The 23,177-nt window shown below is 50.1% G+C and carries 18 protein-coding genes and 1 pseudogene; 8 read left to right on the top strand and 11 right to left on the bottom strand.

Features of this window, described 5'->3' with window-relative positions; genetic code table 11:
* Positions 1 to 81: 81 nt before the first annotated feature.
* Positions 82 to 537: a DUF3888 domain-containing protein gene (locus tag PVOR_RS03145; protein WP_006207624.1), complete on the bottom strand. Its 456-nt coding sequence runs from the start codon at positions 535 to 537 to the stop codon at positions 82 to 84.
* A 224-nt stretch (positions 538 to 761) separates the two neighbouring features.
* Here PVOR_RS03145 and PVOR_RS03140 point away from each other — a divergent pair, with 224 nt between their 5' ends.
* Positions 762 to 1,709 (top strand): alpha/beta hydrolase, encoded by a 948-nt coding sequence (locus tag PVOR_RS03140; protein ID WP_006207623.1) that lies wholly within the window; start codon positions 762 to 764, stop codon positions 1,707 to 1,709.
* A gap of 61 nt (positions 1,710 to 1,770) precedes the next feature.
* Here the strand turns inward: PVOR_RS03140 and PVOR_RS03135 are convergent, their stop codons facing one another.
* Positions 1,771 to 3,219, bottom strand: a complete 1,449-nt coding sequence (locus PVOR_RS03135) for a serine hydrolase (protein ID WP_006207622.1) — start codon at positions 3,217 to 3,219, stop codon at positions 1,771 to 1,773.
* Between the two features lie 241 nt (positions 3,220 to 3,460).
* Between PVOR_RS03135 and PVOR_RS03130 the strand changes: the two genes are divergently transcribed.
* Entirely contained in the window at positions 3,461 to 4,129 is a 669-nt protein-coding gene (locus tag PVOR_RS03130; RefSeq protein ID WP_006207621.1) for a DUF2306 domain-containing protein, read from the top strand.
* Between the two features lie 67 nt (positions 4,130 to 4,196).
* Here PVOR_RS03130 and phnX read toward each other — a convergent pair whose 3' ends face one another.
* The 5 genes from phnX to PVOR_RS03105 all read right to left on the bottom strand — a co-directional run bounded on the left by phnX (position 4,197) and on the right by PVOR_RS03105 (position 9,782).
* Positions 4,197 to 5,015, bottom strand: a complete 819-nt coding sequence (gene phnX, locus PVOR_RS03125) for a phosphonoacetaldehyde hydrolase (RefSeq protein ID WP_006207620.1) — start codon at positions 5,013 to 5,015, stop codon at positions 4,197 to 4,199.
* Positions 5,012 to 6,106, bottom strand: coding sequence for a 2-aminoethylphosphonate--pyruvate transaminase (gene phnW / locus PVOR_RS03120; protein WP_006207619.1), 1,095 nt, complete (start codon positions 6,104 to 6,106; stop codon positions 5,012 to 5,014). Before phnW ends, phnX begins: the two co-directional genes overlap by 4 nt.
* 21 nt (positions 6,107 to 6,127) lie before the next feature.
* Entirely contained in the window at positions 6,128 to 7,123 is a 996-nt protein-coding gene (locus PVOR_RS03115) for an extracellular solute-binding protein (protein ID WP_006207618.1), read from the bottom strand.
* 294 nt (positions 7,124 to 7,417) lie between these two features.
* The gene (locus PVOR_RS03110) at positions 7,418 to 9,037 is read right to left on the bottom strand and encodes an ABC transporter permease subunit (RefSeq protein WP_006207617.1); all 1,620 of its coding nucleotides are present in this window, start codon (positions 9,035 to 9,037) and stop codon (positions 7,418 to 7,420) included.
* Positions 9,030 to 9,782 carry an ABC transporter ATP-binding protein gene (locus PVOR_RS03105; RefSeq protein WP_006207616.1) on the bottom strand — a complete coding sequence of 251 codons (753 nt, stop codon included), beginning with the start codon at positions 9,780 to 9,782 and terminating at the stop codon, positions 9,030 to 9,032. The genes PVOR_RS03110 and PVOR_RS03105 overlap by 8 nt, the downstream gene beginning before the upstream one ends.
* 253 nt (positions 9,783 to 10,035) lie before the next feature.
* Between PVOR_RS03105 and PVOR_RS03100 the strand changes: the two genes are divergently transcribed.
* The 4 genes and pseudogenes from PVOR_RS03100 (at position 10,036) to PVOR_RS03085 (ending at position 14,617) form a co-directional block, all read left to right on the top strand.
* Positions 10,036 to 10,800, top strand: coding sequence for a DeoR/GlpR family DNA-binding transcription regulator (locus PVOR_RS03100; protein WP_006207615.1), 765 nt, complete (start codon positions 10,036 to 10,038; stop codon positions 10,798 to 10,800).
* A gap of 295 nt (positions 10,801 to 11,095) precedes the next feature.
* Complete coding sequence (locus PVOR_RS03095; RefSeq protein ID WP_006207614.1) at positions 11,096 to 12,370, top strand: hypothetical protein; 1,275 nt, start codon at positions 11,096 to 11,098, stop codon at positions 12,368 to 12,370.
* Between the two features lie 53 nt (positions 12,371 to 12,423).
* Complete coding sequence (locus PVOR_RS03090) at positions 12,424 to 13,542, top strand: ATP-binding protein (protein WP_006207613.1); 1,119 nt, start codon at positions 12,424 to 12,426, stop codon at positions 13,540 to 13,542.
* A 219-nt stretch (positions 13,543 to 13,761) separates the two neighbouring features.
* Positions 13,762 to 14,617: pseudogene (locus PVOR_RS03085) on the top strand (alpha/beta fold hydrolase).
* Between the two features lie 81 nt (positions 14,618 to 14,698).
* On the opposite strand, the gene PVOR_RS03080 reads toward PVOR_RS03085, so the two are convergent.
* The 3 genes from PVOR_RS03080 to PVOR_RS03070 all read right to left on the bottom strand — a co-directional run bounded on the left by PVOR_RS03080 (position 14,699) and on the right by PVOR_RS03070 (position 19,757).
* Positions 14,699 to 16,372 (bottom strand): glycoside hydrolase family 13 protein, encoded by a 1,674-nt coding sequence (locus PVOR_RS03080; RefSeq protein ID WP_006207611.1) that lies wholly within the window; start codon positions 16,370 to 16,372, stop codon positions 14,699 to 14,701.
* Between the two features lie 1,007 nt (positions 16,373 to 17,379).
* Positions 17,380 to 19,116, bottom strand: coding sequence for a methionine--tRNA ligase (gene metG, locus PVOR_RS03075; RefSeq protein ID WP_083811656.1), 1,737 nt, complete (start codon positions 19,114 to 19,116; stop codon positions 17,380 to 17,382).
* A gap of 296 nt (positions 19,117 to 19,412) precedes the next feature.
* Positions 19,413 to 19,757 carry a sigma factor-like helix-turn-helix DNA-binding protein gene (locus tag PVOR_RS03070; RefSeq protein ID WP_234972756.1) on the bottom strand — a complete coding sequence of 115 codons (345 nt, stop codon included), beginning with the start codon at positions 19,755 to 19,757 and terminating at the stop codon, positions 19,413 to 19,415.
* 634 nt (positions 19,758 to 20,391) lie between these two features.
* On the opposite strand from PVOR_RS03070, the gene PVOR_RS03065 reads away from it, so the two are divergent.
* Positions 20,392 to 21,315 (top strand): ArsR/SmtB family transcription factor, encoded by a 924-nt coding sequence (locus PVOR_RS03065; RefSeq protein ID WP_006207606.1) that lies wholly within the window; start codon positions 20,392 to 20,394, stop codon positions 21,313 to 21,315.
* A gap of 13 nt (positions 21,316 to 21,328) precedes the next feature.
* Complete coding sequence (locus tag PVOR_RS03060) at positions 21,329 to 21,688, top strand: DUF4181 domain-containing protein (RefSeq protein ID WP_006207605.1); 360 nt, start codon at positions 21,329 to 21,331, stop codon at positions 21,686 to 21,688.
* A 132-nt stretch (positions 21,689 to 21,820) separates the two neighbouring features.
* Here the strand turns inward: PVOR_RS03060 and PVOR_RS03055 are convergent, their stop codons facing one another.
* Positions 21,821 to 23,167 carry a glycoside hydrolase family 30 protein gene (locus PVOR_RS03055; protein ID WP_006207604.1) on the bottom strand — a complete coding sequence of 449 codons (1,347 nt, stop codon included), beginning with the start codon at positions 23,165 to 23,167 and terminating at the stop codon, positions 21,821 to 21,823.
* Between the last annotated feature and the right edge of the window lie 10 nt (positions 23,168 to 23,177).

The following is a 23,177-nucleotide window of genomic DNA, read 5'->3' as shown; positions in this document are numbered from 1 at the left end:
GGGCACACCCGGTATGGGTACCATGAAATGCCAAACAAGCAAACGCGAATCACGTTTGCTTGTTTTTTTACAACTATCAAGCTAAACCCATGCTACTTCACCATATCCTGCCAATGCGGGGGGCACCTCATGCGTCTCCAGATGCTGAAATTCCACCAGTTTGACCATACCGTCGGGAAGCGTCGGGGCTACCTCGAAGACAAGCCGGTCCTTCCCGACCGTAATATGTGGACCGACCGTTGGGTGGGCCTCGAGTGTAAGGATGAAATGAAAGCCGCGAAAGCCGTTCACCCTCTTCACTTCGGTCACATCCACATAATATGGGTAGACAATGAGCTGCTCTTTAAGCGATTTGGAGTAATGCTCACGAACCGCAGCCTCAATATGAGGAAGAAGAATGATCATCAGCATATCTTGATATTGCAGCTCGGTGCTGTCCCTCTTCGGTGAAGGAGAGGTATTCTCTGCATGGGATGTCAGCGGTAAACCAGTAGTCATAACGACAACAAGGATCAGCGCCATGAAGCGTTTGTTCATGATTCTACAATCACCTCCTGCCGGAGCTCTTTGGTTTTAGGTTCCCCCAACCGATAGAATTGATGTAACACAAGGGCCGAAGCGTGATCTGCCATATAGATTAATCAGATTACGTACGATATTATAGGTGGAAGGAACTGCTACTTCGCATCGGCCCATTTTCCTTCGTAACCACCATCATATGACGCATACGAGCGGCTGCGAGGGGGAGGATATCCATCATTATGAAAAAAAGGATTATGATCATGTCTGCAACTATCATTGCACTTTTAGTCATCATTATTGTCTCAGCAAGCTTCTACTTCTATAACGTTGCCATTGCACGTACCGACAAAACCTTCCTGGACGGCAACCCGGATCTGGAAGCCAACTCCAACATCGACAATCCGTTTGCGGACAGCAAGGATTGGTGGGCCAGGCAAAGCCTGCAGGAATGGAGTCTCACATCGGACGACGGTCTCAAGCTGCATGCGTACTATTTGCCCGCCGCCGCACCCACGGACAAAACCGTCATTATCGCACACGGATATTCCGGGCATTCAGAGCTGATGAGCGGGTTCGCCCAAATGTACCATGAGGACTTGGGTTATAACGTGCTGCTGCCCGATGCCCGCGGACACGGAAAAAGCGAAGGTGATTATATCGGATTCGGATGGCCCGAACGCAAGGACTATCTGAAATGGATCGATTTAGTCATCGAGCGTACGGGTAAGGAGACGCAAATCGTTCTTCATGGCGTATCCATGGGCGGTGCCACGGTGATGATGACCAGTGGCGAGGAGCTTCCTCCCCAGGTAAAGGCCATTGTGGAAGACTGCGGATATACCTCGGTTACGGATGAGCTGACCTATCAGCTGAAGCGCATGTATAAGCTGCCTTCTTTCCCGCTTGTTCAGTCCACGAGCCTGCTGACCAAGATTCGGGCCGAATACTCATTCGGCGAAGCCTCGGCACTGGAGCAGGTTAAGAAGTCCAAGACGCCGATGCTGTTTATTCACGGCGGCGGGGATTTATTCGTTCCTACCGAGATGGTATATGAACTGTACGAGAATGGTCCGGAGCAGAAGAGGTTATTCGTCGTTCCTGACGCAGGCCATGGCATGGCGCGTCAATTCGATCCCGAGGGGTATGACCGGGAAGTAACGGAGTTTATCGGCACATACGTGCAATAAAGAAAGAGCAGTCCATGCGGACTGCTCTTCTGTGTTGAGATGAACTGTATGGACACGTGACTTAATTGGACTGAAGCAGCTCATTCACCATACGAATTCCTTCAGCATGCTCGGGGTCCAGCTCAACCGATTTCTCATAATGCATTAGCGCCAGCGCGCGTTCACCCGCAAGCAGATACATCTCGCCAAGACTATCATGAAGGTTCGAGGATTCCGGGAAAATCTGTACGGACAGTTCGAGCAGCCGGATTCCCTCTTGAAGCCATCCTCCCGCCATCAGCGTATATGCACCCGCATTGAACTCGCCTTCAATCACCAGGAAGCGTTCCGGACACGACTGTTGAATCTCCTCGTACTCCCTAAACGCCGCATCTACCCCGGAAGTGATCGTAAGCTGCGATAAGTGATGAGCAAGCGATTGTTGTACATAGGGAACATCCTCCCCCAGCAACACATCCAGAATGGCTGAACCGAGTATTTTGCCTCCGACGTAATCGGCATTCATCATGAACACGACGCCCATTCCTTCATCCGGCAGCAGCATAAAGCCGCTGCGAAACCCCGTATCCCGTCCCATATGGGACAAGACACGGCGTCCACGGTATAAACCCATAAACCACCCGAGGCCCATGTCCTCGAGAATATCGCCGTAATCGGTCGAAGCTGCTCTACGCCACATTTCACTATAGCTGTTAGCTTCAAGAAGGAGTTTTCCGTCTCCCCGGGGCGTGCTGCTCCCACTTAAATGTGCCAATGCATAATGGCACATATCCACTGCATTTGCGTAAAGAGTGGAGCTTGGCGCATGGGCACGATGGTATGGGAATATGCTGCTGGGTTCAGCTCCATACCCTCCCTGAAGCCCAAGCACATGGGGTACAGCCAGAGGGTAATCTGTTTCTGCTGCCTCTTCCTTCAGAAACGTACTGTTTAACATGGAAGCTGGCTCCAGCAGCTTCTGTTTCATATAAAGTTCAAACGAAAGGCCTGTGACCTTCGCTATCACGTCGCCTAATATTTCGTAGCCGATATTGCTGTAAGCAAAAGCCTGACCCGGCTCTCTTTGCAGCTTGCAATCCTTCATGCTCCTTACGTACCGCTCCAGGCTTCCCTCATCATATTCAGGGCGGTCCCACGCAAAGTCATCCTCATCCGGCAAACCCGACGTATGGCTTAACAGCTGGCGTATCGTCAAATTCCGGGATCGGTCATCCGCCATTTCAAAATAAGGCAAGTAATCGGACACCACCCCGTCCAGGTCGATGACGCCCTCCTCTGCAAGCTGCATCATGCCGGTGGCAACCAATGTTTTGGAAACCGAGGCCATGTGAAACAAGGTATGCTCCGTCACGGCTTCGCCGCTCTGTATATCGGATACCCCGAATCCTTTGGCATAGATCATTCGGTGATCATATACCACGCCAACGGCCAGGCCGGGCAGCGGTTCATCTTGAATAAACTGAGGCAGTATTCGATCTAAGTGTTCTACAATCCGCTGTATCTCGCTCATTGTATCCCCCCATGGGTATGTTATGAAATGATCAAACAGTATGAACATACGATACAACGCGTTATACCAACGGTTTCACATCCTTTCAGAAACATCTGATTCCATCTTACTTGATTTCTCTCCGCATAAGCCGGTAATAATTAACTATAGCTGAACACTACCCGTCTGCTAAGATTAAGAAGAGTTGGGCGCTAACCTAGCAATCTCTGGCTCTCTATCAAGGTCAAGGCGGTTATACAACATGAATCCTAGAAAAACTTCCCGGCGTCTCTACAGTTCCATGCTGATGGTGATGGCTGGATTTGTCCTGTACGTCCTGTATGCCAACTTCATCCACGACCCACAGGCCGGTGAATTTCTAAGCCACAAGGAAAACCCGAAGCGCACAGTGCCAGTGTCAGCCTGGCTGAACGTGATGTATGTACATGTAATTTTTGCATGTATTGCCATGGTTGGCGGCGCGATGAACTTCTCGAACACGGTGCTGCAAAAGTACCGGCGATTTCACCGGGCGAATGGTTATGTCTACGTCGCTTCCGTCATGGTGGTTGTGCTGACCTCCGGGTACATGGCTCCTTACGCCACCGGCGGCAAGTTAACGAGTGTCCCGTTCAATCTGCTGAACATCATCTGGCCCGCGATAACGGTCATCGCCATTCTAAAAATCAAAAAGAAACAGATCCATCAACATCGCCAATGGATGGCGAGAAGTTATGCCTTCTGCTTCACGAACCTGTTCATTCATCTGTTTGCGGCTGTGTTCCACAGCGGATTCGGACTCGCCTATAAAACGAGTTATGTCATCGGGGTGTACAGTGCCATTCTGTCCCTGTTTCTGCTGGCTGAGATTGTGGTGCGAACCGTGTTTCGGGAACCGCCGCCCCAGTTGGGGGATGTAACAGCACGGTAGAAGACCCTATACCCGCCACACAGCAGAAAAAGCCGCGTGAGAACGCGGCCCTTTTATTATCATTCCTTTATGGTTGCATCCCCGGTCTTTTTCCCTCGGACAACATTCCATTTATGTTCTCGATGAGCTGTGGGAGCTCGGACATCGTATGAATCGTAAAGTCCGCCCCGTTCCGGATAAACGTCTGCTCGGCCTTCGCGATCGCAGCTTCCCGCTCCGATTCCGACAAGGCCTGGAATTCGTCCAGGCTCAGGCCCATTTCCGAGCTGCCGATGACGACTCCAACCGACCATACGCCTGCGTTCACGCCCTCTTTTACATCCGAGACGGTGTCGCCCACCTTAACGACTTTCCATGAAGCCGACAATTGGAGAAACTCCATATTCCGATAGATCATGTAAGGGTATGGTCTTCCCTTCGAGTGTGTGTCATCCGGGGTGAAATAGACATCCGGACTGTAACCCTTCTGCCGGGCATTCGAGACAACAACCTCCATCATATTGCTTGTATAGCCTGTTGTGGAGCCAATCTTCAGCCCTTGTGACTTCAACGCTTCCACCGTCTCGATGACACCCGGAATCGGGTCCGTATACTCGGATAAGGAAGCCATTAAGGCCGGCTCAAACTCCGCATACAACCGCTGCACATCCTGCTCTTGATAAGCTTCTCCATACTTCGCTTCCCATAGAGCCGATACTCTCGGCATCGACAGCATGGCACGGATATGATCGATCTTCAGCATGCCCATCGGTGCTCTCGCTTCGTCCATCGTCACTTCAATACCCGCATTCTTGAAAATATCGACAAACACATTCACAGGTGCAAAACATCCAAAATCAACGGCCGTTCCGGCCCAGTCCAATATAACGCCTTCGATTCTGTTCATTGTGCCATCACTCCCCTATATTCTTCGATAATGCGGCATAACTCCTCGATGTCCTGTTCATAGATTTCCCCGATATTCCCGATGCGGAAGGTATCCACGTCGGTCAGTTTGCCCGGGTATATGACATAGCCTCTTTCTTTGATATAAGCGTAAAATTGCCCAAAGCTAAACCCTTCACCAGGGAACAGAAACGTTGTGATAATTGGTGATTGCTTGTCTTCGGTTATATAGGCATGAATGCCGATCCGGGCCAATTTCTCCCGCAGCAGGCGATTGTTATTCCGGTAGCGTCTGAATCTGGCGGATACGCCGCCTTCTGCATCCAGCTCATCCAGCGCTTTGGAGAATGCCGCCACCACATGCGTCGGTGAGGTATAGCGCCATTTGCCATCCTTGTCCATGCCCTTCCACTGATCGTACAGATCCAGCGACAGGCTGCGTGCAATCCCCTCGCATAACGCAAGCTTCTCCAGCTTGGCGATGACGAATCCAAATCCCGGGACGCCTTGAATGCATTTATTCGCACTGCTGATCAGGTAATCGATGCCAAGACCCTGAACGTCAATCTCCATTCCGCCAAAGCTGCTCATGGCATCGATAATAAGGGTTTTCCCATACTCCTTGGACAGCCTGGATACCATCTCCAGCGGGTTCAGTATCCCCGTTGTTGTCTCGCAATGCACCATTGCAATATGCGTAATTCGCAGATCCTTTTGAAGTCTCGAGCGCAGCTCATCCTCACTTGGTTGTTCATTGTAATTCAACTTGTATTCCGCGTAATGCAGTCCGATGTACTCCGCCATCTTCACGAGTCGCTCGCCATAGGCGCCGTTGGTCACGATCAGCACCTTATCTTCCTTCGATATGGTTGACGTCATCACGGATTCGACGGCAAACGTTCCGCTTCCCTGCATCAGAACAGCTGTGTATTGTGCCGCATCCGCCCCGGCTAATGCCAGGAGCTGTGATCTGATTTTTTGCGTAATGGATTTATATTCGTCATCCCATGTACAGCGGTCAAGGAGCATCTCCTCCTTCACCGAGCTGGTTGTCGTCAAAGGGCCGGGTGTCAAAAGTTTATATTTATTCATATCGTATCGCTCCTAAGGTGCCTATTCTTTAGATCCGTTGAAAAATTGCTGGTGCTCTTCCAACAGCTCAACCGTCAATGGTTTCTCGAACTTCATGGCGTACGCTGGTTTATTGACCTCATCCACAGTCTCCCCCTCATACAGGGCTACCGGATAGTTCACAATCAGGTCTTTTCTGGCGTCCTTGATCAGGGTTTCCGCCATTTTCATCGCCAAATCTGTTGTGGCATTCTCCTTGTCCACCACCGCAACCGACTCGGTCAGGGAGAAGTTGCCTTCAACCGGATCCACGTAATCAATCGGTGCACCGGCTGCTTTGGCCGCTACAGCCTGATGCCGGAGTCCAAACCCGGCTGCCACTTCGCCGGCCTGCACCTTCTTGATCGGACCCGAGCCAGAGCTTTCCAGATGCGGTCCAACATTGGCAATCAGATCATGGAGCACCTGCCGGCCTGCGTCTTCACCGTATTGGCTGATAATCGCCTGAACCAGCAGCCAGCCGGTGGAGGAATCCATGATGTTCGGAATCGATACGAGTCCGCTGAATTCCGGTTTGGTCAGGTCGGTGATGGAGGTTGGCATCGGCAAGCCTTTTTCCTTCAACACTTCCGTATTGACGAAGATGGACCCGGTATTCGCCAGAATCGGCGTGTAATAGGCCGGATAGGAGTCAACGGCCCCTGTATCAAAAGCCAGGTTCTTGAACATGGAATGCTCGCTCTGTGAGCTTTCGATAAAGTACGAGCTCATTGTGATCAAGTCGGCCTCGATTTTGTTCCCTTCGGCCATGAGCTTGCCTCCCAGCTCTGAAGTGCCTAGTGATTGCACGAGATATTGTCCGTCATATCCCGCGTTCTTCAACGAGGTTTCCATTGCGGCGACGGCTTCTTCATCCCCGTTCGTGTAGATGACCACCTTCTTCGCTTCCCCCGCGCTGCCGCTGCCGCAGGCAGCCAGTGCAAACACCATGCTGATGGCGATTAATGACAGCAGCATTCCTTTTAACGTTTTGATCATGAGTAACTCCACTCCTTGTTGTGTTGTTATATTTAGAAATCAAGTGAAAAGATGGGTCTAACTCGCTTGCGCATATCTTTGATTGAATTGCAGATGATGCTTCTGGGCACGGTACTTCTTGCTTCGTGCTTCGTGCTGTCACCCAGCGAAAGAGGACGGAATCGTACTGGAGAAGCGTATGCGTTCGCCTCGGATTTCTGCAGTTGATTCATTCAATCAGAGAAATCTGAAGACAACAGCGATCGGAAGTACGATCCGGCGTCGCAGCGGACATGCATCCCTTGCAGCAATAGCTCAGCGTCGAACGGAAGTCCTCCGCTGCCATGCGTCGCACACCAGCTTGATGATCAGATTCGTGAAGAAGATCAGCATCGACAGCACGAAGATTTCATTAAACTTGGCGAAATGCTGCAGCTCTTTGATCTTGCTGGCAACAAGCGACGTCTGGGCCGATACGAGAAAGATAATCCCGCTGACCGTCACCATAGCGTTGATGAAATAGTAGCCAAACATCTCGATGACGGTTGAGGCCGAGTTCGGCAGGATCACCCGATATACGGTCTTGAACCAGCTGTCGCCCAGCAGCTCCCCGGTAGTCTCCCAGGATGGATTCATTTTGGACAGAGAGTTCTTGGCCATTAAGTACGGCGTCGTAAAGAAATGCACGATATTGCATAAGACAATAATGACAAACGTGCCCTTCAGGCTGCTTCCATTAAAGAGGAGCAGGTAGGAGATCCCCAGCACCATGCCGGGTACCGTATTGGTAATCATCGATACCATATCTACCGCCGATCGGGCTTTTAACGAGGTGCGGACATTGAGCAATGCCGATCCGTATGCCATCAGGGTTCCGAACAGAGCCGTCAGGAGGGCGACCCAGAGCGAGTTGCGATATACCCCCGTCAAATCGCTCGATTGAAACACGTCCCGTACATGCTTGAACGTAAACGTCAGGTCATAGGGATAACTGCTCAGCCATGGTGCAATGAACATCACGGCAAAAATAGAGAGCATCCCAAGCACGATCACCGATGAAATAACTCCGAATGCGATATCCCGCACTCGGTGCCGCGGCAGTTCGATATCCGACAGCTTGTCATAGTGAAAATTCCATTTCTCCAGATAATTCAGCAGCCAGATGCCGAACACGGCCGGTATCAGCATCAGAACCGCAATAACAGCGCCTTGGTTGAAGTCCGGAATGGAGCCCAGCATCACCTGATACAGCTGCGTTGCCACGACGGGATAGGTACCGCCAACGGAAGCCGGTATCCCGAAATCCGTAAAACTTAAAATAAAGGAAAGTACAAAAGCTCCGCCCAGCGCACCCGCGAGAGGGCGCAGAATGGTGTTCATGAAACTTCTCATCGTTCCGTCCCCCATTAACTTGGATACGATGATGAACTTTTTATCAATGTATTGAAAAGCGTTATGGATCAGCAGGAATACGGGAGGCAGCGTGTATACGACATAGCCGATGAGTAATCCGTTCAATCCGTAGATTTCGAACAAATTGCGCCCGGCAAGCCGGGTGATCAATCCCTGGTTACCAAACGAATACATAATGGCGAACCCATACGTAATCGTCGGAAGCAGCATCGGGACGATGATGACGGTTTTTAACACCCCTTTGAGGGGCTGATATATCCTCGTGCAATGAATGGAGTACGCCAGCATAAATCCCAGGATGGTTGTGATCAGCGCCGTTAACGCCGATACCTTCACACTGTTGCCGATCGCTGTCATCAATTCCCGGTTCGAGCCAAGTGACATATAGTGACCGAGGGTAAACCCCTGATCGGACTCGAAGGAACGAACCAGCAATATAAGCAACGGCAGGAACAGAAACGCAGCGAACAAGATCAGAATGACGGTGAAGATTACCCGCATTTCCGGCTTCACATTAGGCATAATGCTCACCGAACAGATTGTAAATATTCTGCCTTTTGATATGCAGCTGCTTGATGATGAACTGCTTCACAAAATCATCCTGGGGATGATGAACAATCTCCTGTGGCGTACCGAACTGGGCGATTTTCCCTTGGTTAATAATCAGGATTTTATCGGACAGCGTCAGCGCCTCCTCCGGATCATGCGTCACAATGATCGTGGTGAGTTTGAATTCTCTGGCAATCGACTGGATACGCTGCTTGATCGACTCCTTAATGACGCCATCCAGCGCACTGAGCGGTTCGTCGAGCAGCAGAATTTTCGGCTTGGTGACAAGTGTTCTTGCCAGGGCCACCCTCTGCTTCTGACCCCCTGACAGCTCGCTGATCCTCTTCTTCAAGTGGGGCTGCAGCTCCAGAAAGTCGATGTATTCCTGTACCTCCTGCTCACTCACAGTTCCCTTCTTATTGCGCAGCCCGTATACAATATTGTCGTAGGCATTCAAATTCGGGAATAAGGCATAATCCTGAAAAACAATATTAAAGCCCCGCTTCTTCATCGGTACGCTGCTCAGATCCTGATCATGGAACACGATGCTTCCCTGGTCCATCCGGGTGAGTCCCAAAATGATATTCAGTAATGTGGTCTTTCCGCTGCCGCTCGGACCAAGCAGTGACACAATCTCACCTGTACCGATTTCTACGCTGATGTCATCCAAAACCACTTTATCGTCGAATTGTTTGCTTATATGCTGAAGCTTCAACAATCGGCTCACCTCCTTGAACACATCCTCAGTATAAAAACCATATGTAAACAAGAATCATGCAAACTGTTAAATGTAAGTAAATTATGCATATATCATTCATAAATTAATACTAATTGTTGACTATATTTAACTGTATCACATGCCTAACTTACGAATAATATGGGTAAATCTATTGAATATGGAGGCACGAATGAGTAAACTAGACTTGAAAGCGAGCGTCAACTACTAATGCAAATTGAATGGGTGAGGGCGAATGTTTCCACTGGAGAGGCACAAGAAAATACTAGAGCTGCTTACGATTAGAAAAGTATTAAAGATCACGGAACTAACCGAAGAGCTGAATATCTCTGTGGATACACTGCGCCGGGATCTGAACACTTTGACCAAGCAAGGCCGGATTGAGAAGATTTACGGCGGGGTTAAACTCGTAGAGTCCCGGTTCGGCGAATCCTCCATGGATGAGCGTATGGTCAGCCAGCTGGAAGAGAAGGACAGGATCGCCCGCAAAAGCAGTGAATTCATCCATGACGGCGATTGTATCTACATCGACAGCGGCTCGACCACGTATCAGATCGCCAAATACGTGAAGCATAAGAAGAAGCTGACGGTGGTTACGAATTCGCTTCCGGTTGCGATTGAGCTGATGGACAGCGATGTAGAGCTGATTATGATTGGCGGTAAAATCCGGCGCGAGGAACAGTCCGTCGTAGCGTATGAATACATTTTCAACTTCCATGAGCTGAATGTGCTGAAGGCCTTCATCTGCTGCAGCGGCATTACCATCGAAAAAGGCATTTCCGACTATAATCTGGAAGAAGCCATTACTCGTAAAAAAATGATCGAGCTGTCCAAAGAGGTGTTTGTTATGGCGGACAGCACCAAGTTTGGCAAAGACGTTACCATCTCTATCGCATCACTCGACAAAATTGATACCATCGTGACAGATGCCAACGTCAATGCAAGCCTCATTCCAAAATTCAAAAAAACCAGTACAACGCTAGTGATTGCGGATGAATAGAATAAACATCAAAACGGACATTCTCCATCGCCGAAGCTTCAGCGATGATGGGAATGTCCGTTTTGGCATTTCACGTTGGATATACCGATGCTGCTTATGAGCGCTAACCTTCTCGAATCCCTCCACCCGTACCATGTTCCCTTCTTCCCTAATGCCGCCAATCCCTCGGCACAACGAGAGCCATCAAGCCTCATGCGGTTGTACTCTAGATTTAAAGCCCATATAATGTAATGAAGAATAGGATATTTTTGTTATTTTACTTAGATACTCATGCAGGTAGAGGAGGAAGTAGGACATGAACGTGGGATCAGCACGAGCAGCAGCCACCGATTGGGTCTTGCAGCATGCTAGCAGGGAGCCCGGCTTTATGGGTGCCTATTTTAGCGGCTCCACCGTAGGGAAGCCGGATGATGTTGAGATAGCCCCGTCCTCTGACATCGACGTTGTCGTTGTCACTGAAGACGCAGAACCCCCTCTCAAGCTCGGAAAGTTTGTCTACCAGGACGCCTTGATTGAGGCCACCTATCTTTCCTGGCGGGACCTGTCCTCGCCCGAGCAGGTATTAACGTCCTATCATCTGGCCGGCAGCTTTCGGGTAGACACCCTGATGTCCGATCCGACCGGTCAGCTCCGCAAGCTGCAGACAGAGGTTTCCCGGCATTTTGCGGACCGGATCTGGGTCAGCCGCCGCTGCGAGAATGTGCGAGAACGCATCATTACCGGGCTCAGATCCATCGATCCTTCTGCCTCCTGGCATAGACAGGTTACCTCCTGGCTCTTCCCTACCGGCGTTACGACCCACTTGCTGCTGGTTGCCGCTCTTCGGAACCCAACCGTCAGACTGCGTTATGCGGCAGCCCGCGGTGTGCTTAAGGAATACGGCCGAGAGGAAATCTACGAAGAGTTGTTAAGACTGCTGGGCTGTAAGGACATGACGGCCGAGCAAGCGATGCATCATCTCAATGGATTGTCCCGAACCTTCGACGCCGCTGCCGCGATTGCGAAGACGCCTTTCTTCTTCAGCAGCGATATTACCGCGGATGCAAGACCGATTGCCATTGAAGGCAGCCGCGAGCTGATCCTGAACGGCAGCCATCGAGAGGCTGTTTTCTGGATGGTCGCCACCTTTGCACGCTGCCACAACATTTTGGAAGCTGATGGACCTCCTGAGTTTCAACGGGAATACGCCCCGGCCTTTGACGCCATACTTGCGGATCTTGGCATTACCTCCACGGCAGACCTGCAAAAGACGGGCAGACGAAGTCATTCGCTTCCTACCCACGCTTTGGAACATCACGGAGGGGATTCTGGAGGCCAATCCCGAAGTGACAGGAGGCCCAGAGCCGACCTAGAATTTCTATATAATTTAAGACCACGCCCCCATATGGCAAGCGTGGTCTTTGTTTTGTATATGGGAATCAGAACAACGTATTCTATCCAGACTTTACTACTGGTTACAGTTCCCCCCAGCAGAAGCATTTGCCCTTCCCAAAACCCCGAACGATCTTTCCTTTCACTCATACGAATGGAAATTTCCTTAAAGTGGATTTACATTTATGTTATTACGTAATATAATAATTACGTAATAACATAAATTTACGATAAGTGAGGTTGATGACTCCTATGACACGCGACCTGCTCCATGAAATGGATGTCTTACAGAAACAAATGGCGGAGCTGCAGCAGCTTGTATACCAAGCTCTGGTGGAACGAAAACCAGCTTCCGCATCAAACCAGCAGCCCCAAGAAATCACTTCAGCACCCAACATACATGACTCGAACCATGTACCCGGCTCCGTCTTTTACTCCGGACAGGTGCACCTGAACGGCGATGGACTCCGGTGGGAGCCCCAGGAACGCCGAATGGAGCAATTGCTGGACATGAACACCGAGAAGGCAGCCAAAATCCTCGCAGCCCTGGGCAATAAGCAGCGCCTCGATATTTTAAAGGCCGTCATGACAGAGCCCTTGACCGGCTCCGAGCTGGTGGAACGCTTGAACATGGGGACGACCGGCCAGCTGTATCATCACCTCAAGGCGCTTCTCGGCGCGGATTTACTCGTGCAAGAGCACGGTGGACGCTACGCTCTGCCCAAGCACCGGAGCCTGCCGTTCCTGCTGCTGCTGTCTGCGGCGGGCGATCTTCTTGATACGAGCGATTATCTGGAAATGACGGAAACCCGCAATCATGCGGGGATGTATTTCGGAACCTCGCAGAATTTCGATATTCATCAGCTGCTCTGGGCGGTGGTGGAGAATTCGATATTGGAGCATACGAACGGGTACGGCAATCAGATTGGCATCTTCCTGCATGGGGATGGCAGCGTAACGGTGACCGATAATGGCAGAGGCATTCCCGTGCAGGCCCTTCCGAATTCCAGCATTCCTGCCGTCCAATCGATTCTGACCGATGTCCACCGCTTGAATTCAAGCGCACACTTCCTCGTCCCTGGCGCGGAAAAAGGCATCAGTATCGCCGTCGTCAATGCCCTCTCTCAGCGGCTGGCCGTAGAGATTCGTCGCGACGGCAAGGTGTATCGGCAAGAGTACCGCCACGGCATTCCACAAACCGGACTTTTGACAGTTGGTTTGACTCAAGACACTGGCACCAGTGTGACTTTCAAACCCGAGCCCGAATTATTCGGCTCCGCCTTTGAAATGAACCACATCATGGAGCGGAAGAAGGCGATTGACGCGGATTATCCTGAGCTCATCCTGACGATCGGTGACATTGCTGAATAAAAGAAACGCAGGAGATCGGTTTCGCACCCCCTTTTTCCCAGTCTGTAGTAATGTAGTAAGCTCCCGCAAACCGGCTTTACGCGCCTGTGATATACTGACTTGAACGAACGCTAATCGAGGTGATATAGAATGTTGGAACGTTCTATGGAGAATGTAATGGAATCCGAACAGGAAAGGGGATGTTGCGATTAAACAAAATAAGAAAAGAGGACGATACACATGCACACACAGCGTACGATCATGAGCGACGGATTTGCTTTGAGTGTTTCCATTCATGGAAGGGGCATGCCCATATTGGTGGTGGGAAGCAGCATTTACTATCCCCGCTTATTTTCGGAGTTGCTACTATACCCAATTTCAATTGATTTTCCTGGATCACAGAGGATTTGTGAAGCCCCCTCGAGCACTGGAACCGGAAGACTATACACTGGATCAGGTTCTGGATGATATCGAAACGGCAAGACAAACGCTGGGACTGGAGGATTTTATCATATTAGGGCATTCGGGGCACGCCTTCATGGCCTTGGAGTATGCCGCCCAATATCCGGAGTCTGTCCGGAAGGTCATTCTGCTGAATGCTGCGCCGACCAACAGCCTGGAACGACAGCAGCAGAGTTTGTATGGCTTCAACGAGACGGCAAGTCCTGCCCGGAAGCGGCAGTTTGAAGGTGATATGGCCCTGCTGGAAGGTGATATTCAGAGGGAGCCCGAGCGGCGCTTTGTTCATATGTGCATCCGGATGGGAGCCCACAGCTTCTATAACTATGCCTTTGATGCGGCATCGATGTGGGATGGAGTTTTCACGAACATGCCCGTTATGGATCACTTATGGGGAGAGGCTTTCGCGCAGCTCAATCTGATCGAATCACTGAAAGGCTTCACCAAGCCGGTATTCCTCGGTCTTGGGCGTTACGACTACCTGGTCGGCCCCGTATCGCTATGGGATACTGCCGACGGGTCGCAAGAGAACGTGAAGAAGGTCATTTTTGAAAAAAGCGGCCATAATCCGATGTTCGAGGAGCCTGAGCTTTTTGACGCCATATTGACGGCTTGGATTCATGAAACAGACAGCTAATCCGGTGAAGTAAACTAACGTATACCGATGGATGAACTAAGAGGAGCCCGCAGCATTCCCGCTGGGGCTCCTCTTCTGTAACTAGCGTTTCAACCGATAAACCCTCGCTTCATACGGCTTCAGCGGCAGCGTGCGGACGCTCTTCTCCTTGCCGACCTCCATGTTGGAAATCAACAGCTCGAATTCACGATACTTGATATCCTTCGACAGATGGAATACCGTTTCATCTGCCGTCAGGTTCGTGATGATCAGCAATTGCTCGTCTTCCAGCGTTCGGGTGTACGCATAAATCCGCTTATGATTCTTCAACAGAAGCTCATAGGAGCCGTATACCAATGCAGGATGCGCCTTGCGAATTTCAATCATTTTTTTATAGTAGTGATAGATGGAATTCGGATCTTTCCGTGCCTTCTCGACATGGATCTCCTTGTAATTCGGATTTACCTTCAGCCACGGGGTGCCGCTCGTGAATCCTGCCTGCTCCCCGTCATTCCACTGCATCGGTGTTCGGGAATTATCCCGTCCATTCTTCCAGATGATCCTCATGATCTCGTCATGACTCTTGCCGTTCTCGGATTCGATGCGGTACAGATTCTTGATTGCCACATCATTGTAGTCCTCAATGGATTCAAACTGCACGTTTGTCATTCCGATTTCCTGGCCTTGATAGATAAACGGAGTCCCCTGCATGAAGAAATACATCGTAGCCAGCGACTTGGCGGATGCATCCCAATACGCACCGTCATTGCCCCATGTAGATACCGACCGCGGCTGGTCGTGATTCTCCATGAAGAGAGCGTTCCAGCCTACGCCTTCAAGGCCCTTTTGCCAGCGGGTCAGGGTTTTCTTAAGCGCATAAATGTCTACGCCCCCGGTAACACTCTTACTCCAAAGTCCCATGTGCTCAAATTGAAAAATCATGTTAAATTTGCCGCTGGACTCTCCTACCCACAGATCCGCATCCTGAACGCTGACGCCGTTCGCTTCGCCCACCGTCATAATGTCATACCGATCAAACGTTTCTTGCTTCAGCTCGTTCAGGAACATATGAATGCCTTCCCGGTTCATATGTCCGTCCATGGAAGGCACATATCTCAGCTTGTATTTATTTGGCATATCGGGGAATCCCGGTACCTTCTTGATGTGGGAAATCGCATCAATCCGGAAGCCATCGATACCTTTATCCAGCCACCAGTTGATCATATCGTACAGTTCCCGGCGCACGTTCGGATTTTCCCAATTCAGGTCCGGCTGTTTGCGGGAGAAAATGTGCATGTAGTACTGTTCCGTCGGTTCATCATATTCCCACACGGAACCACCGAAGATGCTCTCCCAGTTGTTCGGCTCCTCGCCGTTCTTGGCATCCGTCCATATATAATAATCACGCTTGGGATTGCTCTTGCTCGAACGCGATTCGACAAACCATGGATGCTCATCGGAGGTATGGTTGATCACCAGGTCCATGATCAGTTTCATGCCCCGATTATGAACCTCTTGGAGCAGCTGATCAAAATCCTGAATTGTTCCAAACTCCTCCATGATGTCCTGATAATCGGAAATGTCGTATCCGTTATCGTCGTTCGGCGATTTGTATATCGGGCAAATCCAGATGACATCGATGCCGAGCTCCTTCAAGTAATCCAGCTTCGATATAATACCTTGCAAATCTCCGATGCCATCGCCATTGCTGTCCATAAAACTTCGAGGGTAGATCTGATACGCTACGGCCTCTTTCCACCAAATTCTCTCTGTCATTCGTGCACTCCTCGTATGTTGTCCTTGTTTGTTATCGTTTTGCTCTATATGGACTCTAAAAATACATCCTTCATCATTATCCATTGTCTGCGTTCCCCGTCAAGTCCCCATATAAGGTTCCATCTATGGTGTAGAAACTCTGTAATTAGAAATTCGTGAGAATTTCCTGGAAAACAACTAATTATCGTATGTAGCTGTTCAGGCTAGGACCGCTTCGCCTGCTGAATCCGTGGATGATTGAGGTTAAGTTAACAAGGCTATTTCGTGTCCATTCGGACACAGGAGCCGTTATTCGCTCAAAACCACTCTATTTGCGAGTCCATTCGGACACAGGTTCCGTTATTTGCTCAAAACCACTCTATTTGCGTGTCCACTCGGACTCAGGTTCCGTTATTTGCTCAAATCACGGATAAGTACCCCGAAAATTGTGAAATAACGGATCTCTTGTCCTCATATCGTTACAAATCAGCAAAAAACAACTAAATAGCGGAACCACGGTCCTCTAAAAACGGCCAATCCATACTTGATCGTAAATGATACCCGTGCTCCCTTGATGAAGCCCTGTTTTTCCCCAAGGTCTTGGCGCAAGATGCATTAACACCTAGGGTCTCGTAGAAAGTACATAACCCATAAGGCATTGTACAGAGCACATACACCCTAAGTCATACAGAGCAGATAAACCCTAAGGTCCTCATAAAGAGCACATTAGCTCTTAGGGCGATCGTACAGAGCACATCTAACCACTAGGGTCATTGCAGAGTATATAAATCCTAAGGTCATCATACAGAGTACAAACCCCCAAGGGTCATCCTACAAAGTTACAAAGTACATAAATCCCCCAAGTCATCGCACGGAACACAAAATACCCTAAAGTCATCATACTAAGCACATAATCCCTAGGACTCTCCGTACGAAGCACACACTCAACGGATTCAGCACCCGCTCTCCCAACTCCATCTGCCTCAACCTTCCTTCAAGATTTAAGGAGGCGGAACCCTTCCGCCCCCTCAGAAGGACAACCCCTCCAGCCTGCGGGTCTCCTCCTCAATCCGGCTTGTATCGATACGTTCAAACAAGAGCTCCACGTGATGAAGGCGCTCGCCAGCCGGAACATTGCACCAATTCCACGCTGCTGGCTTCAACGAGAGAAAGCCTCTTATTTTGTCACAGGAAAACGGGATAAACGGCTGCAGCAGATTCGTCAGGTTAGCGATGATCTGAACACAGGTGAAGAGGGTATCCCCGCAAGCTTCGCGATCCTCCTTGACCTGAATCCATGGCTTGCGCTCATCAAAATATTTGTTCGCATGACGTACCGTACTAAAAATTAATTCCAGCGCCTCCTTCAATCGCCCCTCTTCGATGAGCGTTCCGGCCTCCCGGTACAATGACTCCATACGTCTCTGCCACTCTTCAGTTATGCGCCCTTCGGGTACCTTCCCGTCAAACGATTTGTTCACAAACACCAAAGTTCGATTCACGAGATTCCCAAAAGCTCCAAGCAGCTCGCCATTATGGCTATGAATGAACTCCCGCCAGGAAAAATCGGTATCCCGCTTCTCGGGACCGTTCGCAATGAGGAAGTAGCGGATCGAATCCGGCTGATAGCGACTTAGCAAATCCGGTACCCAGATCGCCCAGTTCCGACTGGTCGAGAACTTCTTCCCTTCCAGCGTCATGTACTCACAAGAAATGATCCGATCCGGCACATGCAGTCCTCCGGCACCCTTAAGCAGCGCTGGCCAGATCAATGTGTGAAACGGGATATTGTCTTTCCCATGAACATAATAAGCTGTTATATCCTCCCTCTCTTTCAGCCAAAAGGACTCCCAATCGCCGCCCGTTTCCGCGGCCCACTGCTTGCTGGCGGATAGATAGCCGCTCACCGCCTCAATCCATACATAGATTTTCTTATCCTCGAAGCCAGGGACGGGTACATCCACTCCCCAAGTGAGATCCCTCGTCGCCGCCCGGTCCACAAGCCCTTCCTCCAGATATCTTCGCGTCAGCTGGATCGCATTCTCCCGCCAGCCCTTGGCGTTATTCAGGTCATCGGTGAGCTCTGCTTGAAAATGCGACAGCGAAACATAATAATGCTCGGTTGGCCGTTCTACTGGCGGGTTGCCGCAGATTTTGCAGGCTCTGTTACTCAGATCCGACGGATCCAGTAGGGTTGAACAGACGTCGCACTGGTCACCGCGAGCCCTGCTGCCGCATACCGGACAGTCTCCTTCCACATAACGGTCCGGCAGAAACCGCCGATCGGTCTCGCAATACGTCTGCTGGATCGTTTTCCGATACAGATAGCCGTTATCCAGCAGCTTCAGAAACAGCTCCTGAACCACGCCATGATGAAATTCCTGGTCGGTTCGCGTATACAAATCGTAGGAAAAACCCAGCTGTTCGAAGCATTTCGCAAACTCTCCATGATACCGATCCGCAATATCCCGAGGCGTTACCCCCTCTTGAATCGCCTGCACCGCCACCGGCGTACCATGGCAATCGCTGCCGGACACATACAACACCTGCTCTCCCTTTGCGCGGAAATAACGCGCTAACACGTCACCGGGCAGTAAGCTTGCGAGCCTCCCCAAATGTAAGGAACCGTTGGCATAAGGCCAGGCACCGCCGATAAAAATGTTTGTCATATCGTTCATCCTCCTTTTTATGGACAACAAAAAAAAGCCCTCATCCCAAAGGGACGAGAGCTTGTCGCTCACGTGGTACCACCCAATTTCATTCATGCCTCGCGGCACTCACCTCTTCGGGTACGGCGCGAATCATCGCGGGTATACCCTAGCATGTTAACGGATGCGGGTTCCGGCACAGCCTACAACCCGCTTACGGGTTTCGGTGCACAGCTCAGAGACCATGTTCCCAAGGTTCTTTCCTTACCCCTTTTCACCAGCCGGGGCTCTCTGTTCAAAGACGTCGCCAAGGTACTCTTTCTCTTCATTGCTTTTGCTTGATTTATTCAAGTTATTGGAGATAATACCCGATCCTAACTCAAGAAGTCAAGAGGAAGGAGGCGAGGCCTTTCTTACTTTCGTCTACCGTCCCGCAGCGCCCCCACTTTCTTGCCCAGCATAATATTCAGTTTCTTGCGGGCTCTGCTCATGCGATTCCGTACATTGACAGGCTCAATCTGAAGGACTTCCGCTATTTCCAAGGTGTTGAATTTCTCATAGTAATACAAATACATCGGCTGTCTCAAGGTTTCAGGCAATGCAAGCACAGCGGACAGCAGAGCATCGCCTGGATCCTCACTACCAATAGCCAATTCCGGAGGTGTCTGCATGGTGCATTCGCTTAAACGATCCCTAGAAAGAAAGTCCATCGATATCAGCTCCATTTCGTCATAGGTTGATCCATTCTTCCTTATCACCCCTTTAAGGTTGAACTCAGGCCCACTTACTGATCGGTCGAAATGGCCTTACATGGCGTAGTTCAGGAGTTGATTGGCCGGTCTTTGAGGACCGTGGTTCCGCTATTTTGCTGTTTTCTGTTGGTTTGTAACATTATGAGGACAAGAGATCCGTTATTTCAGGATTTTCGATAATTAATCCTCGATTCTGGCACATTAACGGAACCTGTGTCCGAGTGGACAGGAAAATAGAGTGGTTTTTAGCGAATAACGGAACCTGTGTCCGAGTGGATAGGAAAATAGAGTGGATTTCAGCGAATAATGGAACCTGTGTCCGACTGGACGAAAGTGGACCGCAGTGTCAGGAATAAAGCACCCCATGTCGGGTTATCGAGATCAAGCTCCGGACTTGCCTGTATTTCCAAGCCTCTCCAGCCTCCTGATCCCGCTCCATCTGCTGCTGCCGTATGAGGTAATCCACAACAAATCAATTGTTCATCCCCACCTCTCTCCTTTCCCTGCCCATAAGTTCATATTTTTTTGAACTAATTAATTTAGTTCAATTATATACAAACCAATAATAAGTTCAATATTTATTTTTCCCAGGTTGTGGTATCCTAAAAACGGATAGATGAGCCCTTGAAGGAGAATGACCATGACCTTAATCAGAATTGACTATTCGCCTGTTCACGAGCTGGTAACCAGCTTGTTCGCATATACAGACAATAAAAATCAACTGCACGATCTCGGCAATAAATGGAGGAAGGAAATTGAGAAGAAGCTGCCTGCATCTTTTAATAAGAAGCTGGAAGAGCTGAACCTGTACGAAACCATTGCTTATCTGCATCTGATCATTGTCGACAGCCCGGAAAAAGACAACGTCGAGCGGTTTCTCAGCTGGTTCAAAAGCTTAGGCGAAGGTCAGTTGTATGAGCTCTTGGCGCCTTATCTTGAGGATGGAATACCCATGGGGCTTAAAACGTTCCGTGACCTTAGCCATGAGATCATGTTAGAGTGGCAACAGGCCTATACCATCCCGCCTGAGATTCATGAATTACTGGGGCGCTCCGCCGCACGTATGGAACAATTGAAGCCACAACTTTCATACATCGATCTGATTGATGAAGCAACGAGCGGCATTGTGCTGGATTCCTCAGACGAATACAACGGCCTGCTTCTCATCCCCACCTATCACATCAAGCCGCTGAACCGGCTGGACTTTGTGAGCAATCAACTCATCGTTAGCTATGCCGTAGACGATGAGCAGATTGACGAGGATACACCAACCAATCAGCTGCTGCGCATGACCAAGGGATTGGCTGACGAGAAGAGGCTGACGCTGCTGCACATTTTGGCTAACGGACCGGTCACATTTACCGAATTGCAGCAGAAGACCAAGCTCTCCAAGAGCAATCTCCACTATCACCTGTCCCTGCTCAAAACCGCGGGGCTCTTGCGAATGCATTTCAAAATGCCAAACGAAAAATATAAATACAGCGCAAGACCCGAGTCATTCAATCAACTGAAGGGTTTACTGGAGTCTTATGTGTTCGGACTTACAGGCTACAATGATCGGTGAGGAGGAATAATGGGTGTTTATCATCTTTGTAGGTGCGGTCCTCGGCGTCATGCAAACGTTATTGAACTTCATTATCGTTGACAAAGAAGAAAGCAAGTTCAAAAAAATGTACGATACCGCCGGAGCCTCATATTATTTCCGCGGAAGCGTGATCTTCTTCATCGTGATTATCGGAATTGCAATCATCAGCTTCTTGGACATAATCACGGCGGCAGCTATTCAGCGGATGTTTCTCGTCTCCCTGATTATTGCTCTGGCCCTTCGCGCGTATATGGAATGGAAGTACCTCCGCAATACGAACCAGCATAAAGCCACGCTGATCCTATTAGGCACCCTGCTTCTTTTTTCTGTATTTTTCTTTTTGTTAAAATAAGTTCATGCTCATCACAAAAAAGCCTGGAACACAAGGTTCCAGGCTCCTAGGCTGCCGAGGACATCCCGGCGGCTGTTTTTATAGTTCCGTACGAATATGGAGCCGACCGCTAATCTCGACTCTGTTCGTTCACTAGCTGTTCGCCAGCATGACAGTCAGAGCGCTCTTGGCCGGCATCTCCAGCTGCAATGCCTCTTCCCCGCGCAGCTGGATCGCCACGCTCTCTGGTGCCTCGCTGTCGTTGAACAATACGGCTGCGATTGAACCATCCGTATTCTTGAAGGCAACAGAGCGGATCAGATCATTGCTGGTGGAAGCAACACGCAGCGCTTTCGGACGGACACATTTGCTGAAATGTGCCAGCGCATAATAGTCCAGCGTATACGTTAGCTCCTTTGTCTGCTGATTAACGGTCACGATGCCGCGGCAGGTGCTTTTGCCAAAGCCAGGTACGGTAGGACCATTCTTCTCGTCCAAGGCCATATTCCACAGCACATAGGACTTACTATGATTGCGCAGAATCTCAATACCCGTCCGCATCACATTGGAGAAGGCCTGCTCAAACGGCGGAATCCACTCCCCGCCCGACCCTTCCGTAAAATGCACCTCTTTGCCAGGGAAAGCTTCGAATACGTCCGATTGGGCCGACGGCTTGCCGCCATACCAGTGCCAGGCAACACCATCCACTGCATCTTCCGCTTGCTCGAACACCGTCATCGGGTAATCCGGCTTATCCCAGTTATGATCATAACAGAGGATTTTTGTGTTGATCCGGTTCTTCACGAATTGCGGCTTCAAGTGATTCTTGATGAATTCGCTTTGCGCTTCAGGCAGCATGATCATGCCCGGATAGTGCCCGGGTGAATACAGTGCCTCATTTTGGGGGGTAACGGCATAAATCGGGAGACCGTGTGAAGCATATCCCTGAATATAGCGCACAAAATAATTTGCATACACCGAATAATATTCCGGCTTCAGCTCTCCGCCAATCATCGAGCCGCTCGTCTTCATCCAGCCTGGGGGACTCCAAGGCGAGCCCATCAGCTTCACATCCGGATTCAATCGCAGCGCTTCCTGCAGCAGTGGAATCATATCATCCTCATCGTGTGCGATGGAGAACTGCTTCAGTTCCTCATCGGATTGACCTTCCGGCAGATCATTATAACTATAGAAATCCCGAGCGTAATCAGACGCGCCCATCGGTTGCCGCAGTACCGACAGACCGATCCCTTCGTTGGCATCGAACAATTGTGTCATGAGCTCCGAACGCTGCTCGGTCTCCAGCACTTGATGAATCAGATAAGCAGCGGAATCCGTAAAGGACGCTCCAAAGCCATCCATCTCCTGAAACGTCTGCTCCTCATCGATAACAATTGTGTGCTGCTGTGCCTCCGGGGATACGGGCGCCAGCTGCTCCTTGGTTTTCTTAACGAATAATTGCTCTTCACCGTTTGACTGGTGGATTGTGATGTTCGACATGTTGTTTCCC

It is taken from the genome of Paenibacillus vortex V453, assembly GCF_000193415.1.
GTDB lineage: Bacteria > Bacillota > Bacilli > Paenibacillales > Paenibacillaceae > Paenibacillus_AQ > Paenibacillus_AQ glucanolyticus.
Note: the sequence above shows the minus strand (reverse complement) of the source record. Positions and strands in the feature narration are given on the sequence as shown.

Bases quoted from the DNA above. Each gene is read 5' to 3' on its own strand.
- PVOR_RS03145 (WP_006207624.1), bottom strand. From the start codon at position 537: ATGAACAAACGCTTCATGGCGCTGATCCTTGTTGTCGTTATGACTACT.
- PVOR_RS03140 (WP_006207623.1), top strand. From the start codon at position 762: ATGAAAAAAAGGATTATGATCATGTCTGCAACTATCATTGCACTTTTA.
- PVOR_RS03135 (WP_006207622.1), bottom strand. From the start codon at position 3,219: ATGAGCGAGATACAGCGGATTGTAGAACACTTAGATCGAATACTGCCT.
- PVOR_RS03130 (WP_006207621.1), top strand. From the start codon at position 3,461: ATGAATCCTAGAAAAACTTCCCGGCGTCTCTACAGTTCCATGCTGATG.
- phnX (WP_006207620.1), bottom strand. From the start codon at position 5,015: ATGAACAGAATCGAAGGCGTTATATTGGACTGGGCCGGAACGGCCGTT.
- phnW (WP_006207619.1), bottom strand. From the start codon at position 6,106: ATGAATAAATATAAACTTTTGACACCCGGCCCTTTGACGACAACCAGC.
- PVOR_RS03115 (WP_006207618.1), bottom strand. From the start codon at position 7,123: ATGATCAAAACGTTAAAAGGAATGCTGCTGTCATTAATCGCCATCAGC.
- PVOR_RS03110 (WP_006207617.1), bottom strand. From the start codon at position 9,037: ATGCCTAATGTGAAGCCGGAAATGCGGGTAATCTTCACCGTCATTCTG.
- PVOR_RS03100 (WP_006207615.1), top strand. From the start codon at position 10,036: ATGTTTCCACTGGAGAGGCACAAGAAAATACTAGAGCTGCTTACGATT.
- PVOR_RS03095 (WP_006207614.1), top strand. From the start codon at position 11,096: ATGAACGTGGGATCAGCACGAGCAGCAGCCACCGATTGGGTCTTGCAG.
- PVOR_RS03090 (WP_006207613.1), top strand. From the start codon at position 12,424: ATGACACGCGACCTGCTCCATGAAATGGATGTCTTACAGAAACAAATG.
- PVOR_RS03080 (WP_006207611.1), bottom strand. From the start codon at position 16,372: ATGACAGAGAGAATTTGGTGGAAAGAGGCCGTAGCGTATCAGATCTAC.
- metG (WP_083811656.1), bottom strand. From the start codon at position 19,116: ATGAATGAAATTGGGTGGTACCACGTGAGCGACAAGCTCTCGTCCCTT.
- PVOR_RS03065 (WP_006207606.1), top strand. From the start codon at position 20,392: ATGACCTTAATCAGAATTGACTATTCGCCTGTTCACGAGCTGGTAACC.
- PVOR_RS03055 (WP_006207604.1), bottom strand. From the start codon at position 23,167: ATGTCGAACATCACAATCCACCAGTCAAACGGTGAAGAGCAATTATTC.